This window comes from Methanosarcina acetivorans C2A (assembly GCF_000007345.1).
Classification (GTDB): domain Archaea; phylum Halobacteriota; class Methanosarcinia; order Methanosarcinales; family Methanosarcinaceae; genus Methanosarcina; species Methanosarcina acetivorans.
The window spans coordinates 3,508,557-3,523,732 of record NC_003552.1; the positions used below are offsets into that span (position 1 = coordinate 3,508,557).

Sequence of the window (15,176 nt, forward strand, 5' to 3'; positions counted from 1 at the left end):
TATATTCAACTCATTTTGAACTACATTTTTTTATTTTAGTCCATAGCGTGTTATTTGAAATATTTGTTTTACTATTTTCTGATAGATATGCCGGATCTTTTAGTACTTGAGACTACAAAGAATGAAATAGATCTTCTTGACTCATTCCTTTGTGATTGCGCTGTCCGGAATTTTTCACCCCGGACAATTGCAAGTTATAAGAGTCACTTAAACTATTTCTTACAATTTTATCCTGTTAGTGCAAGTACTAACGATTTAAAAGATTTTTTAGTTTTGCTTAGAGATGAAAGGGGTTTATCTGTTTCTACAGTGGAAAATTATTTTTGTTCCCTTTCCACATTTTACGAGTTTCTTGTATGGGAACGGGTTGTAAAGGAGAATATAATACCTTCTTTCAGGAAACGATATATTAGATACTACAAGGAACAAAGGCACGAAGAAAGGCAGCTTATTAATCTTGAACAAATGAAGTGGCTTATAGATTCTGCAGTAGACCTTCAAATTAAAACAATGTTTCTGGTCTTTGCTAAAACAGGGATTAGACGACAGGAACTCATAGACCTTGACCGTTCAGATGTTTACCCAAAAAAGAATATGATAATCTTAAAAAACCATCATTTTAAGCGGTCTAACAGGACTATTTTTTATGATGAAGAATGTTCCTTTTTCATGAATCATTGGATTAAATGGCGTTATAATCATAATATAAATAATCCTGCTTTGTTTATCGGTCCTCAGGGTGGCAGGATCTGCCGGGATCGAGTATATACCGTTACTACTGAACACGCTGAAAAACTGGGTTTTCATGATCCTGCAGGTAAGCTTGAAGAAAAATTTACTCCTCACTGTTTCAGACACTTTTTTACTACCTGGTTAAGGCGCGCTGGATGTCCTCGAGAATATGTTCAGGAGCTCCGGGGAGATTCCAGAAAGGAAGCAATTGATATTTATCATCACATTACACATGATGAGCTCAGAGAGGCTTATATGAAGTATGTTCCAAAACTTGGAATTAAAATGTGATTTTCCGTTGTGTTAACGTCAGATCTTAGTTATTCGATCAATAGCTACTTTAATCCAACATTTATTGGTTATTAATTTATATGTAATTAGGTAAGCTAAGATAGCGGACCCAATCACTAATATGGTGGTATAGTCATTGCAAATAAGGTATGGATTAAACAAGCTTGTTGTACTTTCATTAAATATATTAAAGAAATAGCATATAAAGTTCCATTCCAATAACAAGAAGCAAACTATCACTGGGATATAGTTTTTTTCCTCGTCTGTACTTTTTATAAAGAGTCTACAACCATCGCGATTGCTTATACTTTCCCAATACTGGTAAATTTTTTTATTCGAGATCCTTGTGCCTCTCGATAACTTCTTGTTTTTCTGCTCGCATTTATTATTTATATTGTTGTTATAGTTATCAGAACAATTTCTGCATTGAGATGTGTCGGAATATGAGTCGTAATAGTTGTTTATGTGTATACAGTAGTTTTCAAAATATGGTGTATTTAGTACCGTGACATGTAAAACCCTCATTTCTTTTTCAATCAATTCACTTTGTTTTCTTAATGCAATTTTACAATTTATCATAGTGCAAAGAATAACTGTAAAGTAAACTAGATACAAAACGCCGATTGTCCAAATGATGAATACATAAAAATAATACCAATTAATTTTTCCTGTATGATCAATAAGTAAAGGTGCGCTAAGAAAAGCTACTAAAATGGAAAAAATAGTAATCATTTTATGAACAAGGTCATGTGTCATTTGATCTCTAGAATGATATCCAGTTTGGCAGGAATCATAAATCCATCTTAAATAGGTTTCGTAGTCCATTCCAAGAATGTTTCTCCCTTCATTCAGTTGCCCATAATGTTTCTCTATTAGCTCAAATGAGATAGTTAAGAAGACATATTAATATATTTTCTTATTATGTAATAAATGTGTTTTAATAATCAAACTGATTTATAAATAGTCAAATCAGAGATGTAAAAAGGGGATGAAACTGAAAATTCTTAATTGCCGCGACTGCTCGAAAAAACGTTCTTGAGATTACGAACGAAGAAAGATATTTTGTATGCCAGAAAAAGAGTTACGCTGAGGGGGAGATTCGAACTCCCGTAGCGCGTGGCGCTACCGGTTTTCAAGACCGGCGCCGTGGTCCGCTTGGCTACCTCAGCATGTTGAAAAATACATTCAATGCTTTTTTCTAGCTTTCCGGATAAAGGCTGGCAAATCGCCCTGATATGTGGGAAGCGTATACAGAAAACCTGATTATTATATATAAAATTTGCGAAGAGAAAGGTCTCCTCGCTTTTCTGTAAGTTCAGGAAAATTATTCATGGGATTCTGAAGTCTCTTCTTTAACTTCTGCTTCAACTTCGGCTTCAGCTTCGGCTTCTGCTTCTACTTCAGGTTCTGCGGGAACAGGGGCTTCAGCTTCGGCTGTGAGCTTCTCGATGAGCTGGACTTCTTTGAGCCCGGCGTATTTGAAGAGTTCGGAAACGACTCTGTTCTTTGCCATGAGCCAGCGCTGGTTGAAGGTCAGGCCTGTGGGCACGTAGATCTTTGCAACACCGTCAGTGATCTCGACTTCCATGTCGCGCATGCCGGTGTAGAGGGCGAGAAGACCCTGGATCATTTCAACATCGTCTTCAAGGAGCTTTTCAATGGTGTACTCGTAGCTGACGGTCTTGCCTGCAAGCGGGCTGTTAAAGTCTACAGTGACCTTGCGGCCGATAACCCTGCTGACAACCCCCCTTTTGCCTTCCAGCTCGACTGGCAGGCCGGGGTGAACGTTTCTGTCCTGGAATTTGGTAATGGAAACGGTCTCAACGAGCTTGGAGTTGCTCAGACCGAATGCTTTCTCCGGAGGGATGGTAACTGTGCTGGAGTATCCGGCTTCCTTTCCTTCAAGATCCTCGTCAAGGCCCTCAATGGTGTGCCCTGCCCCGACAATAACAACGTCTCCGCCGTAAAGACCGCGGGGGTTAAAGATTTCCTCCTTTTTTGCAAGCTCTTCGTCTGTTGTATCGAAAATCCTGCCGTCCTCAAACCTACCTGTGTAGTTTAACTTTATGAAATCGCCTTTCTGAATTGCCATAATTCTCAACTCTTCTATTAAATTAATTAAACTTGATAAGGAAGGAAATTATCCTTTATCAATTAAATTCCTGATTTTTCAGAGTAAACGCGTTCCACGCTATAGAACTCTGGCTTTAATAAGCTTTTTGGGAATCAACACGGTTGCCTGAAAGCTCGCCGGTCATTGTAAAAATTTGAATTTAAGTAAAATTTATCCTGAAACAGCACCTGCTGCCATTTAGAGAACTTTATGGAAAAAGTTCAACCTGTAAAAAAGAAGAAGAATTCCTTTCATCTTCGGCTTGAAACTGTCATCTGAGGCAAAATATCCTTTTCTTAGCTTTCTAAGGAGAAGTTCCGGCAGAAAGAAGCCTGTCCGGAAAGAGCCGGTCATGCTGTCTTTCATTAGTTGAGTCTCCTATTCAGCCGGAGTACGGTTTCGTCCATCCAGGAAGGAAACTCTGTGCTGATTGTAGTTATCTAGGAAAGTCCTTTCGGCTTTTCAAGATAAGTCTCCTGAGTGATTTTGATTACTCCAGCCAAAAACCTTCTTTGAATCAAAAGTTCTCTAATTATTAATCATTTTTGCTCTGTGATTCTGTAAATGGCTTTGAATACGATAAAATATTAAATACAACCTTGGATATAATGTTTGATGGGGATAAGGAGATATAGTGGTTTTTATCTGTTTGACAAACTTGCTTGGTTTTCATTCAAACAAATTAAGCAGGAAAGGCCCGATAGAAAGGACTCCGCGTTCAGGAGAGGTGTATGGAAAAAAAGCTCATGAGAATAGGGGTTTCCCTTCCCGGGGAACTTCTGGACAAGTTCGATAAAACCCTTATGAAGAGAGGATACTCCTCACGCTCTGAAGGTATAAGGGATGCCATAAGGACATATAACCAGCACTATGAATGGATGCAGCAAATAAAGGGCGCAAGAGCTGCAACCATCTCTCTGGTATACGACTGCTCAAAAAAAGGTATAACAAGTACCCTAGCAAAAATTCAGCATGAATATATAGACCTGATAACCTCTTCGGTTCATTTCCACATAGAAGAAGACTTCTGCTTTGAAACGATAATCCTCGAAGGAGAAGGGGAAAAAATAGTAGAGCTGGCTGAAAAAATCCTCAGCCTGAAAGGAGTTAAGCACTCCCGATTGACAACCATGCCTGAAGTGAAGACAGAATAAACAAAGAGGACTGAAAAAATCTATCTGATTTCGCAGACGCCCTAAAACTCGCCTATTGATCACTTCTGTGAGAAATTTTTTGAAATTAGATGTATACCCTAAACAGAAAAACAAATTATTGAGATCCAACCGCCTGGAATTTAGAAAAAAATAGTTACTCTATTTCTTTCAGTTCCAATACCTAAGGGATATATATGTATCTTGGAAAAATCCACGCAAAACCAGACATCTATTTAAAAGAGCTCAAAAAAACCTTATGGGATACGGCAGGATTTTTTCTCTTAAGAGGATGGGAACAGTTAGAGAATGAAAATATTGAAACTGTCAACGATACCATGCTTCCGGAGATCTTTAGAATTCAGGCAGAAGGGTTTAAAAATGAAAGACATGGAGATATTATCAAATGCTCAAAGAAATTTAGAAATGTCTTTTATGTTATTAAGAATCAGGATCAGGTAATAGGCTACTGTATGTATCACTTGAAACCGGTTTTTTCGTCCAGAGGATTTGAGAAAAAATCTGTGGTTTATTCGATAGCAGTTGACAATAAATTCAGAAATCAGGGATTTGGCAAGAAGCTTCTGGAAGAAAGCATCAAGGAAATGAAGCTTAATGGGGTGTTGTCCGTTCTCCTGTATGTAAATGTAAATAATACTCATGCCATAAATTTATACAGAAAAACGGGTTTCTTTATAGTCAAAGAAGTAGAAAACATATGTGGAGAGAATGAGAGATGTTACAAAATGGAAATGAAACTTTTTTGATCAAATTTTTATGAATCTCTCCCTGGAAATGTTTTTCCCCACATTACTCAGCATTTTTAAAAACATCAATATTTCTTCTGATGTCGTATTCAAAACATATAAAATAATAGAGAATCGAATGGAAATTATTGAAAATTGAATACTACTGTTTCTTGGTCACTAAATATGCCACCGGATTATTTTTAACTTATCCATAGAAGTCCAAGAAATTCACGTTCTATTGAAAATCAGTCGTGGGAGTGAGTTACTGAAAAACAGGAGCCTCAAAATCTCTCCATATTAATTTCAAACGTGGAGTAGGTGCTCGTTTTTTCAGATTTGATCAATGGCTCGCCCCCACTACCCGAAAATCGATAGCATTAAAAACTATGAATGTATGAAATTTTACTGTGGAAAGTGAGTTTTTTACAATCAACGTTGTGCTGGCTCACCCCCGCTGCAAACAGTGGGGGTATGTTCGCTCCACCGCTCCAAATTCCGTTAAAGGAGACAATAACCTTAAACAATTTAGTTTGAGCAGAAGTTTACAACCAAAAAATGGAATTGATAAATCATATTATCATTAACGGTTGCCGGGGAAGTTTTCCACCCCCGCAGCAAACTAGTGAGGTATTCGACTGAAATAATTCTTCTTACATCAATACTTAATGAGGTTGTTTTTAGTGAAAATGTTTTATACAAAAGCTCATTTATATAAGAGTGAGAATTTCGATAAACCTTTGATTTTCAATAAAATCATTTTTATGTTTATTATATAGGCAATCGGTCAATATTAGGGTTTATCGAAATCCTCCCTAACTTCCAGACTATTATAAGGTGTACTCCCTACACCCTTTTTCCGGCAATTAAGGACTCCAGAAGTGCATTAATCCGAGAGTACATAAAAAACACACAGAAAATTCTTCGAATAACAAGCACAAATAATGAAAGTAATTGAAAGTACTTTCGTGCCAATAAAAATATGGTTTACAACCCCTCATACCAATAAAAATATGGTTTACAACCTCTAATGCCAATAAAAATATGGTTTACAACCCCTAATGCCAATAAAAATATGGTTTACAACCCCTAATGCCAATAAAAATATGGTTTACAACCCCTAATGCCAATAAAAATATGGTTTATAACCCCGTATACCTGTAAGCCGTAACTTTTGATCTGCAGCAAAGGAAAAAGTTTCTTTTGATAGCAGCAACGAAAAAACCCACGGAGAATTATAACAGTGGCTTTCAACTTAAAGGTGGTTCTATAAGTCCTACACAAATTTATAAAAGATTAGTCGCATACTTCATGAGTTTTAAGAAACTGCCACGGGATGCTGTCGGAGCCTACCTCTTAAAGGAATGGAAAAGTATCGAGAAGGAAAATATTGTACTTGTAGATGAAACTATGCTCCCTGAGATTTTTAGAATTCATGCCGAGAGCTTTGATAGTGAAACCCAGAAAAAGCTTCAAAAATCCTCAAAGAAACTAAGAAAAATCTTTTACGTAATTAAAAGCCGGGATAAAATTGCAGGTTACTGCACATACTACCTGAAACCAGAACTTTCGTTCAAAGGGCTGAAAAAGAAATCTGTAATACAGTCAATTGCAATTGACAAAAAATTCCGGGGGATGGGCTATGGAAAAAAGCTGCTGGAAGAAAGTATAAAGGAAATGAAGCTGAACGGAATAGCTTCAGTTCTCCTGTATGTAAATGTTATCAATACTCCTGCTATAAAACTATATGAAAAAATGAGTTTTCAAGTGATAAAAGAAATCGAAGAAGTGTGTGGTAAGCAAGAAAAATGCTATTTAATGGAGTTAAAGCTTACCTGATTAACTCCTTAATTGTTTTTACATTTGACATTTTCCTTTATGAATCCCCAATTTCAGGAGTTCGTTAACTGAGGAGAATTTTATCCTTTTCTTATGGCTTATCCTTTATTATCCTTTTATCAGGGCAGGCAGGTAAAGGATATGTTTAAATAAAACTCGAGTTCACAGTTCAATGTGTACTTGGTTGACATCCTTATTTTTGTAGGCGGACTGCTGCTGCTCGTAAAAGGAGCAGACCTTTTTGTAATGTCCTCTTCCTGGATTGCGGAGAGATTTGGTGTCTCGGAATTTATAATCGGGCTGACCCTTGTATCGATCGGGACATCCGTACCTGAACTTGCCTCCGCCCTTACTGCGTCCCTCGAACATGCAAGCGGGATAGTTATAGGCGATGTACTCGGGTCAAACATCGCAAATATAGGACTGATTGTCAGCACCGCTGCCCTTCTGTCCAACGTGAGAACTGAAGAGCTGATGCTTCGAAGAGACGGTTACATAATGTTGTTTTCCCTCTTTATTTTTTTACTTTCTATTCTGGACTTCAGAATTTCAAGGCTTGAAGCCTTAATTTTTCTTTTGTTCTACTTTGTCTATCTCCTGTTCCTGCTTGATAAGGTGAAAAAACACGAAGAAGACATATACTTCGAAGATTTTATGAACTATTTTTTCAGGTTTGAGTACATCTTCGATTTAAAAGCGAGAATTGAAACAGGAATTCAAGGGCGAATAGAAGGAAAAAGGAAAGAAAAAATCACAAAAAAGTGCTCTGAAGAAACCGAAAGAAAAAACAGAACAGAAGGAGAAATTGGGGCAAAGAACAAAACAGCCAATGAGATTAGAAACGAAAAAAAATCAGAAATCAGAAACGAAATAAAAAATATAATTGGAATCAAAAACGAAACTGAGATTGAAATCGAAAAGGAAACTGAGATTGAAATCGAGAAAGAAATTGAAAGTGAAATAAAAAATCCTTCTGAAAGCAGTCTTTTAAAAGAGCTTATCAAGCTGATTGTAAGCGGAATAGCTATAGTTGTTGGAGCAAAGTACTTCATAGAGCAGTCAATATTTTTTGCCCTGCTGTTGGAGATCCCGGAAACCCTTATTGGCATAAGCCTTGTTGCAATCGGGACTTCCCTTCCCGAGCTTATGGTAACGATTTCTGCAGCCCGCAGCGGCTATGCCAGCATAGCTCTTGGAAACGTAATAGGGTCAAATATTACGAATACGCTTTTGATTCTGGGTTGCTCGGGGCTTGTCAACCCCCTCACTGTAACCAAAATTAGTATTTACTATATAACTCCCTTCATGCTGTTTATCAGTCTCCTGCTCCTGCTCTTTATCCGCACGGGCTGGAGAATAAAAAGGACTGAAGGAGTTATCCTTCTCCTTCTTTACTGCGGATTCATGTTTTTCATCTTCCTCCTCGGATAAGAAATTATCCACATTTCCGGCCCACCCGAATTGCGACTCACCCGAATTGCGACTCACCCGAATTGCGATTCGGGATCACAGGAAATCGGAGATTTTCTGGGAGTTGCACTTCAAGTGCAACAGCCCGCCGTCCGTTTCACTCTCTATCGCTCGCTCAGGCAGACTAAATAATATAGATCTATCTGAGTCTTACAACCTTTAGCCGTGCAGGGTCGTTCTTTTCCCGCTCGACGAAGGAGAGCGGTCTTCCCATAAACAAGAAGAGAAAAAAGAAGAGGGAAAAGAAAGACAAAAGTAAAAGCAATAGAAGACATATAAATTGTAAACTAAAATTATGAATTGAAAAAAGATTTTCAGAACAAGGGAGTATTTTTTAGCCAGGATATTTCTCTGGTATTTGATTTCTTCGAATAGCAGTAACATCAAGTTGTTTTCGTTTGCTTTTGACTGGAGGGCTGGATACAATTATTTTGGAGCACAGCAGACCAAAACTGATTAATTCCATTCAATATTCAGGTAAAATACCAACTGCTTAGCAATGACCCTCGCTGGAAATAATATTCAAAAAATATTCAAAAAAACGGTTTTTCGCTTTCAATAAATTTTTGACTTACTTTTAAACTCTAGTTCTGATCTCGTTTTAGATCTTGTCTCGAACCTCGTAACCTGCCTCTTCAAGAGCTCTTACTGCAAGTTTTAGACATTTTTCCCTGATAAGGATGTAATCGGTATCATATGTAGAGACGGCAAATACGCTTATATAATTATCAGCAAGAACCTTGCTAATTCCTGCAAGAATTCCGGTGAGCCCGAAATCCAGGGGGCCTTCAACCTTCAGGCAACTCCAGCCTTTCTCAGTCCGGACTTTTTCCGGGATATTTACAGGAATACTGCTTTCCGGGCAGACTAACGAAAGTTCTTCAGGGGTTTTCGTAATTGAAAAGAAACTGCTCTCATAAACCCATGTGGGGATTTCAGACCCTGAATCCAGTCTACAAATCCCGAACATGCTTTTCAGGATACTCAAAGTAAGCTTATTCTGCTTCATGCCCGGCACCTACTTCAATTTTCCTTCTTGTTTTTCATTTGTTTCGTTAGAAGTTTATGCGAGTAACGGATATTTTAAGGAAGTTTCTTTTGAAGACACACAACCAGTAGCTGAATGTTATTTTCAAAGTGGCAGATACTTCTCAAGGGAACCTATGAAATCAATTAATGTAAAAACCCGGAAGTCCTTAAAGCACTGAGAAACAGAAAAATAAAAACTGGAAAAGAAAAAATATGCATCTCTTCTATCCCTCAAGGTCCGGTACTTACCAGGAGCTGTTCAGGCTTAAAATCTTTTTATTCAAGATTAAAATCCTTTTCATGCGTCTTCGGTTAAGTGAGGAATCATGATAAATTGCCTCCATTTTCGTAACAGTTCTCAAAAACTGTATCCCATTGAGAGTTGGAACTGGGTATCGATTTCATGTAAAAAGGACAAAATTTAAGGCGACTTTTGGTGCAAAATCGATATCCTTCAGGCAAGAAAATTCCTTAACCGAGGACCAATGAAATCCTTTTATTCAAGACTTTCAGTGCCTTTTTAAAATTCGTAAAACACTTCCTGTTAACTGGCAAACCTGCAGCCAGAAACTTTCTTAGGATTCGGTTTTTTTCGGAAGAAAATGGGCCTTACAATGACATGAGGTCCTTTTGGAAAAAATTACCCGGTTGATACTTTCATTCGAAATTACCTGTACTTATTCACTCAGCCTGCCTGAACTTATTCATTCAACCGGACAGACCAGCGGTTAGATCCCCTGTTGAGGACAATCTTGTCTTCCCTGGCAAGCCAGCCAATGGCCATCAGAGCCATCTGAGAGTCAAAGCCGTTTGAGCTCAAATAATTCTTTATCTGGTTCAGGCTGCACTCTCCTTCTTCCAGCCTGTGATATAGCGCTCCTGCGGCTTCCCCTATCTTGAAATTCATATACTCTGTCATGTTATCACCTATTATTTTATTACAATTGTTATTTCTGTTAAATTTGCACCGCTTTTGAGAGATGTTAATTGTTTCTGAGATTAACTCAGGTTGGTTTTTAGAAGTTTGAACTGGTTATCTAAATCTGCGACTTATGGGAACGCTATGAATAAATCCAAGGAACTTTAACTTTGGAACATTTCATAAGTCTCAAGCCAGATTCCCTACCAATCAGAGAAAAAAAATCTTCTCTTCGTTATAAACAACCCTTAATCAAACAACCCTTAATCAAACAACCCTTAATCAAACAACCTTTAATCAAACAACCCTAAATAATACTGTTGCATCATTACGTTTTTCCCAAAATGAACAGACATTTCCAAGGGTAATAGGACAAGTTATTCTTAAGCAATATGTTGATAACATATATGTTACACTGGAATACTATAAAATTTTCGTAAAAAAGCCTGTCATACAGGATTAAGTTACATTAATCTTATTATAACCGGTGCAGGGAATTTGATCAAAAAACAGTTCCTGATGATAAAGACTAAAACAAAGTATGCCTGAATGCAGGAAGAACATAAGCATGGTATATATGCCTAACGGTTACATTACATATTATAAACAAAAGTAGAACAAATTTACCTTATTAAGCCATGAGAGAAGTAAGAGAAAAAGCTCTCTGAATAATGTTTTTGGGTAAACAAATACTAATTTTGTATTTAGAGCCTATCCGAAAAGTGTTGTGACCTATTGTAACTTACCATTAGCAATATGCAAAACCGAAGAGGATGCCCTGCTATTATAGACCTGCTGTAACTTTTCGATCGCATTACCGACTTTTCGGATAGGCACTTAATCAAAGTTGCGGTGGCGCACCCCGCTGCAAGGAGGCTGTCCGACAATTACTGGTGGTAATAAATTAGCAGTCATCGGTTGTGAAACTGGAACTTTTTAGCTCTATTAAATTTGATTCTATCCACTATTTTTTTCTTAAAGTGAAAAGTTCCATTTATTCCATTTCTCTTTCTAATGATCTCGTTTTTATTTGAGTAAATCCATATTTTCTTTAAGTTAACTGCTGTACATACCAAATTAAATTCATTTCTGACTGATTTAATTCCCCTTGTGAGAAATTCTCTAAACCCAAGATTCTCTTTATAGTTTCCAATTGCAGGTTCTACTACCTGCTGCCTTTGTCTGTATATTTCTTTTGCTTCTTCAGTTTTCATTTTTTCGGCTAATTGCTTTCTTTCTTTTGAAAACTCTGCTATTTTTAAATGCCTAATTCCATCCTTTCTTTTTGTACAATTTTTGCTGAATTTACACTTTTTACATTCAGTTCCCTTATAAAGTCTGTATTTTCTCTTCCTTTCTTTCTCATAACCCTCATACAAAAACTTCAAGCTTTGTTTTTCAGGGCATATAAACTCATCATTTTCTTCATCATATTCAAACTTACTAATATCGAACCTTAGATCTTCGACGTTTTCTGTTATTGTTTTAGTTACTTCTTGCTCTGGAATATATGGATCCAATTTTTTATCATTCAAATAATGTATGTTGTTTCCGCTATAGTATCCAGTGTCTGCACATATTTTAGTGCCTACTTTTAATTGTCAAGGGCGGTTAACTTTTTTCCATTTTGGGCGGTTTAGAATTTGCCAACCTTTTAATATAAATTTTACTCAATTTTTCATAAACTTTTAGAAATTACTGGCATATATTTCCTGTTTTTATTCCCTGTTTCTTCCTTTCTTTCAGCCTGTAACTTTCCCCTTTGATGTTAATCGTAGTTGAATGGTGGAGAATCCTATCAAGTACAGCAGCCGCTATTACATGGTCCTTGAATATCTCTCCCCATTCTCCATATGATTTATTTGATGTCAAGATCGTTGAACTCTTTTCATACCGTCTTGAGATCAGCTGAAATAGGCAGTGAGCTCCTTCTTCGTCAAATGGGAGATACCCTATTTCGTCAATTATCAGCACTTTATATTTCATCAAGTCCCTTAGTTTCTTTTCAAGCATTCCTTCTCGATTTGCTATTTTCAACTTCTCGATAAGGTTTCCTGTATTGGTAAAGTAAACCGAAATCCCTGCTTTTGCTACTTCAATCCCAAGAGCGATTGCAAGATGAGACTTTCCAACTCCGGGAGGACCAAGGAAAACGACATTCTCTGAATTATGAACAAATCTCAAGGTTGCAAGGTCTTCGATTGCTTTTTTATCAATGGATTTCTGAAATTCAAAATCGAATTCCTCAAGAGTCTTTTTAACGGGAAAAACTGCACTTTTCATCCTTCTCTCAATTGCAACAGCTTCTCTGTGTTTCTTTTCCTGTTCAAACAAGTAATCAAGGACTTCCATTGTTGTCTTGTTGTCCCTTGCAGCAATTTCAAGGTAGTTATCCAGAAGCTCTTCGATAGAATTAAGTTTCAGGTATTGCAGGTTATTGTGAAGTCTCTCATAGGTGAAGTTGTTCATTCAAAACCACCTTCACTAAATATTTCATAGACATCAAGAGACCTTTTTTCAACTTCGGGATCTGAGAACTTCAACGGGATCTGTGAATCTTTTTTGCATTTTGAGTTCTCTTTAAGAATCTCACTCAGGAGACCCTGGAAATGTTCCTTTTTCCTTGAAACTCTGCAGTTTCCAGGAAGGATTTCATGTTCACAGACTTTCTCATAATCAACATAGACCTCGAATATTCCTTCAAGGATCTGAAGCTCTGCAGTTCTCCCTGCAAACCTGTAAGGAACAGAATACTTATTCCAAGGAACGAAATATAACAGTCTCTGGAGACCTTTCTGGTCTCCTTATGGACAACTTTGTAAGGAGGAACCTGATCCAGAGGGCTCAGTTTCTCCTCCTTAAAGCGTTCAAGAGGGATTTGATAGGTTGTTCCGTGGACAGTTGAATTTACCCTTTCCAACCACCTGTGAACTTGGGCGTTCAGGTCTTCGAGAGAGGTAAACCTTCTTCCAAGGAAGAAATCCCTCTTGACGAAACCGACTGTATTTTCAATTTTCCCTTTTGTCTGAGGCCTGTAAGGCCTGCATAACCGTGGAATAAAACCAAAGCATTTGAAGAAATCCTCAAACTGTGGGTTCCATTCGGAATCTGATGATTTTAAGGCTCTTTTGATAACAACCTGTTTCATGTTATCATAGAGGATCTCCTGTGTAAATCCTCCAAAGTACTCAAAAGCGTTCAGATGACACTGAATAAGAGTGGGAGTGTCTATGCTCAGTGTAAATTCAACATATCTCATTCTGGAATATCCAAGAATCATGTTGAAACAAAAGAGTTTCTTTACCTTTCCATCAACCTCAACTGTTCCCATCTCTGCCCAGTCAACCTGAGCCTGTACACCTGGTTTTGTTTCATAGCGGAGTACAGCAGGGACTCCCTGTTTAGGTCGGACTTCTCTTACGAAGTCCTTGACTATGGTTTTTCCTCCATCAAAACCCATTTCTTTGATTTCCCTATAAAGGCGAACAGCAGTATAAGGACCTTCTTTGAGTTTTTCTTGTATGTAAGGTTTGAAAGGATCAAGTTTACTCGGTTTTGGCGGACGTTTCTGAGGTTCTGGGGCAGTTTTCTTTTTAAGATATTTCCTCACAGTTTCCCTAGCATAACCTGTTCTTCTAGAGATCTCACTGATGCTGAAGCCTTGTGAATACAAATCTCGTATCAATAGCCATTCCTCCGTTTTCAGCATTATCTACAATCCTCGAACTTTTCACAAGGATTGAGAATTGGAAGTTTTTAAACCGCCGTAATTGGAAGATTCTTAACCGCCCTTGACACTTGTCCGCTTGTGGTTTTCTCATAGAAAAAACATTGACCAGTGCTGATTTCAAAGTCCAATTCTTCCCATAATTTGGAATCGATGTACTAGTACCGTGAAAACCCAAATGTTGAACATACATTTTAGTGACTACCATCAGTTGATATTGTTTTTATCTAAATTGATGATCCATAATTAAGTTTTCATGGTACTAGTTTATGATCAACTGTTATTTGAGTATTATATGCCAGTTCAATCGTTCCTTTTTTGTTAATCATAATCCGAGATTCTTGATCAGTTAAGCTCACATTATCAATACTGTCTTTTTCAAATTCATTAAGTGCCTTCTTAATCGTATTTTCAATCTTCCCATTTCTATCGCTAGATTCATCCTTATTTACTTGCTTTATGTACTTCACGGCTACAGCTCTTACTTTATGTTTTTCACTTTCATTCAACTGATCATAACCACGGCACTTTCCAAAATGCTCATCCTCAACTTTGTCTATTTCAATACCTTTTTTTAATTCATTTTTGACATATTCTTCAATTACTTCCAAGACATTTTTCATAACCGCACTTTTTCTTGACGCAGAGGCTTTTACTTTGGATCCATCAACGCTTAATTGTTCAAGACCTATTACTCCTAGATCTTTGGCTGCCTTAACTGTGTTTTTGAACATTGCAGTAATCAGTTCTTCATTCTCTTTTCTGAAATCACTGATTGTTCTAAAATCAGGTTGTAGGTTTTCAGCTAAATACATGTAAACTATATTTTCTCGAACATTGCGAGCTATCGCTCGCGATGAACGAACTCTATCAAGCATAGATTGAATCAAAATCTTACACATTATGCAAGGATGATAAGCAGGGTGTCCAGAACCGTCATACCTGGTTTCAAATTCACTAAAATCCATCTCATCCACAAAAGACTCAACCAAATAGCAGATATGATCTGAAGGAATAAGATCTCGGATATCTGGAGGTAAAGTCCAAACTTGATTCTTTAAAGATTTAATAAAAACCATAAACCAAAAAATTAGTAGAATAGTATATAATAATTAATATATTAAAAGCGGAGACCTCGATTACCTAAAGTAATTGTCGG

General features: G+C 37.2%; 9 protein-coding genes, 1 tRNA gene and 3 pseudogenes. 5 read left to right on the forward strand and 8 right to left on the reverse strand.

What is annotated here, in order from left to right; all coding sequences use genetic code 11:
• Positions 1–87 precede the first annotated feature (87 nt).
• The gene (locus MA_RS14735) at positions 88–1,023 is read left to right on the forward strand and encodes a tyrosine-type recombinase/integrase (protein ID WP_157860263.1); all 936 of its coding nucleotides are present in this window, start codon (positions 88–90) and stop codon (positions 1,021–1,023) included.
• A gap of 1,084 nt (positions 1,024–2,107) precedes the next feature.
• On the opposite strand, the gene MA_RS14745 is transcribed toward MA_RS14735, so the two are convergent.
• Together MA_RS14745 and MA_RS14750 are read right to left on the reverse strand one after the other, a co-directional pair.
• Positions 2,108–2,192 (reverse strand) — tRNA-Ser (locus MA_RS14745).
• Positions 2,193–2,347: 155 nt separating this feature from the next.
• Positions 2,348–3,115, reverse strand: a complete 768-nt coding sequence (locus tag MA_RS14750; RefSeq protein WP_011022767.1) for a peptidylprolyl isomerase — start codon at positions 3,113–3,115, stop codon at positions 2,348–2,350.
• Positions 3,116–3,867: 752 nt separating this feature from the next.
• On the opposite strand from MA_RS14750, the gene nikR reads away from it, so the two are divergent.
• The 4 genes from nikR to MA_RS14770 all read left to right on the forward strand — a co-directional run bounded on the left by nikR (position 3,868) and on the right by MA_RS14770 (position 8,303).
• Positions 3,868–4,290, forward strand: a complete 423-nt coding sequence (nikR, locus tag MA_RS14755) for a nickel-responsive transcriptional regulator NikR (protein ID WP_011022768.1) — start codon at positions 3,868–3,870, stop codon at positions 4,288–4,290.
• Between the two features lie 194 nt (positions 4,291–4,484).
• Positions 4,485–5,054 (forward strand): GNAT family N-acetyltransferase, encoded by a 570-nt coding sequence (locus MA_RS14760; protein WP_011022769.1) that lies wholly within the window; start codon positions 4,485–4,487, stop codon positions 5,052–5,054.
• Between the two features lie 1,290 nt (positions 5,055–6,344).
• On the forward strand, positions 6,345–6,872 hold the full coding sequence (locus MA_RS14765) for a GNAT family N-acetyltransferase (RefSeq protein ID WP_226990615.1): 528 nt from the start codon (positions 6,345–6,347) through the stop codon (positions 6,870–6,872).
• A gap of 174 nt (positions 6,873–7,046) precedes the next feature.
• Positions 7,047–8,303 carry a calcium/sodium antiporter gene (locus MA_RS14770; protein WP_011022771.1) on the forward strand — a complete coding sequence of 419 codons (1,257 nt, stop codon included), beginning with the start codon at positions 7,047–7,049 and terminating at the stop codon, positions 8,301–8,303.
• 640 nt (positions 8,304–8,943) lie between these two features.
• Here the strand turns inward: MA_RS14770 and MA_RS14775 are convergent.
• The 6 genes and pseudogenes from MA_RS14775 to MA_RS14800 all read right to left on the reverse strand — a co-directional run.
• Positions 8,944–9,351, reverse strand: coding sequence for an ACT domain-containing protein (locus MA_RS14775; protein WP_011022772.1), 408 nt, complete (start codon positions 9,349–9,351; stop codon positions 8,944–8,946).
• A gap of 720 nt (positions 9,352–10,071) precedes the next feature.
• Positions 10,072–10,290 (reverse strand): winged helix-turn-helix domain-containing protein, encoded by a 219-nt coding sequence (locus MA_RS14780; protein ID WP_011022773.1) that lies wholly within the window; start codon positions 10,288–10,290, stop codon positions 10,072–10,074.
• A 911-nt stretch (positions 10,291–11,201) separates the two neighbouring features.
• Positions 11,202–11,888 (reverse strand): annotated as a pseudogene (locus tag MA_RS14785) (transposase); the annotation flags it as partial.
• Between the two features lie 97 nt (positions 11,889–11,985).
• A complete protein-coding gene (gene istB / locus MA_RS14790) occupies positions 11,986–12,759 on the reverse strand; it encodes an IS21-like element ISMac3 family helper ATPase IstB (RefSeq protein ID WP_011020063.1) in 774 nt (257 codons plus the stop codon).
• Positions 12,756–13,999: pseudogene (gene istA / locus MA_RS14795) on the reverse strand (IS21-like element ISMac3 family transposase). The gene istB and the pseudogene istA overlap by 4 nt, the downstream one beginning before the upstream one ends.
• Before the next feature lie 281 nt (positions 14,000–14,280).
• Positions 14,281–15,096: pseudogene (locus MA_RS14800) on the reverse strand (IS1182-like element ISMac20 family transposase); the annotation flags it as partial.
• Positions 15,097–15,176: the final 80 nt, after the last annotated feature.